Annotated in this window: 2 protein-coding genes; one reads left to right on the forward strand and one right to left on the reverse strand. The window is 71.4% G+C overall.

All coding sequences use genetic code 11. The features are described from left to right. Window positions 1-781 (forward strand): endonuclease I family protein (locus PROKR_RS05565; protein WP_211240038.1); only part of this gene is annotated, 781 nt, incomplete at its 5' end. On the opposite strand, the gene PROKR_RS05570 is transcribed toward PROKR_RS05565, so the two are convergent. Then, window positions 778-1,171, reverse strand: a 394-nt coding sequence (locus PROKR_RS05570; protein ID WP_036960417.1) for a hypothetical protein, incomplete at its 5' end; no start/stop codon positions are given. The genes PROKR_RS05565 and PROKR_RS05570 overlap by 4 nt on opposite strands.

A 1,171-nucleotide genomic window follows, 5' to 3' on the forward strand; every position in this document is an offset into this window, starting at 1 on the left:
GCTGGTCGTGGCGCCGGGCGCGGTCGCGCAGGACGGCGCGGTGGCCGGTACGGCGGTGGCCGGCACGGCGTCCGACGTCGTGGGGTCCGACGTCCCCGCCGGCTACTACGACAGCGTCGAGGGCCTGACGGGTGAGGCGCTCAAGGCCGAGCTGAACGACATCATCAGCGTGAGCGACCCGGTGACGTACAGCGAGGTGTGGGACGGCCTGATGGCCAGCGACGAGGACCCGGCGAACCCGGACAACGTGATCCTCCTGTACACGGGCGAGTCGCGGGCCAAGAACCTGAACGGCGGCGACGTCGGCGACTGGAACCGCGAGCACGTCTGGGCCAAGTCGCACGGCGACTTCGGCACGGCCACCGGGCCCGGCACCGACCTGCACCACCTGCGCCCCACCGACGTCCAGGTCAACAGCATCCGCGGCAACAAGGACTTCGACGAGGGCGGCAGCGCGGTCTCCGGCGCACCCGGCAACTACACCGACTCCGACTCGTTCGAGCCCCGCGACGAGGTCAAGGGCGACGTCGCGCGGATGATCCTGTACATGGCCGTGCGCTGGGAGGGTGAGGACAGCTTCGCCGACCTGGAGCCCAACGACACCGTGAACAACGGCTCGGCGCCGTACCACGGCAAGCTCTCCACGCTGCTGGAGTGGAACGACGCCGACCCGGTGTCGGCGTTCGAGGCCAACCGGAACGACGTCGTCTACGAGCAGTTCCAGCACAACCGGAACCCGTTCATCGACCACCCGGAGTGGGCCGACGCCATCTGGGGCTAGAGCGTGGCGGTCGCCAGCGCCTCCTCGTGCCCATCGAGCGTGATCTCGATGCGGTCCATCTCCGTGAGCGACACCGCCGTCGACGCGTCCAGGCCCGTCGTCTCGCCGCCCGACCACGACCACGTGGCCGCGACCGTCCGCGCGCCGTCCCGGCCCACGAGCACCAGCTCGTACCTGATCGGCTCCTGCGGGACGTAGGCGCTCTCGGGCGGCTGCTGCCCCGGGTCGGGCGGGTAGTGGCAGCTCCACCTGAACTTGGTGCCCCAGGTGGTGGGCGTCGCCACCACCTCGGCCCGCATGTCGGCGCCGTCGACGGGCCGCAGCTCGATGGTCCGGGCCTCGGCGGCCGTGCTTCCGGGGGGTGTGCTCAGCGACGCGGCGGCCGACGAC

This window comes from Promicromonospora kroppenstedtii DSM 19349, from assembly GCF_000515355.1.
Taxonomy (GTDB): domain Bacteria; phylum Actinomycetota; class Actinomycetes; order Actinomycetales; family Cellulomonadaceae; genus Promicromonospora; species Promicromonospora kroppenstedtii.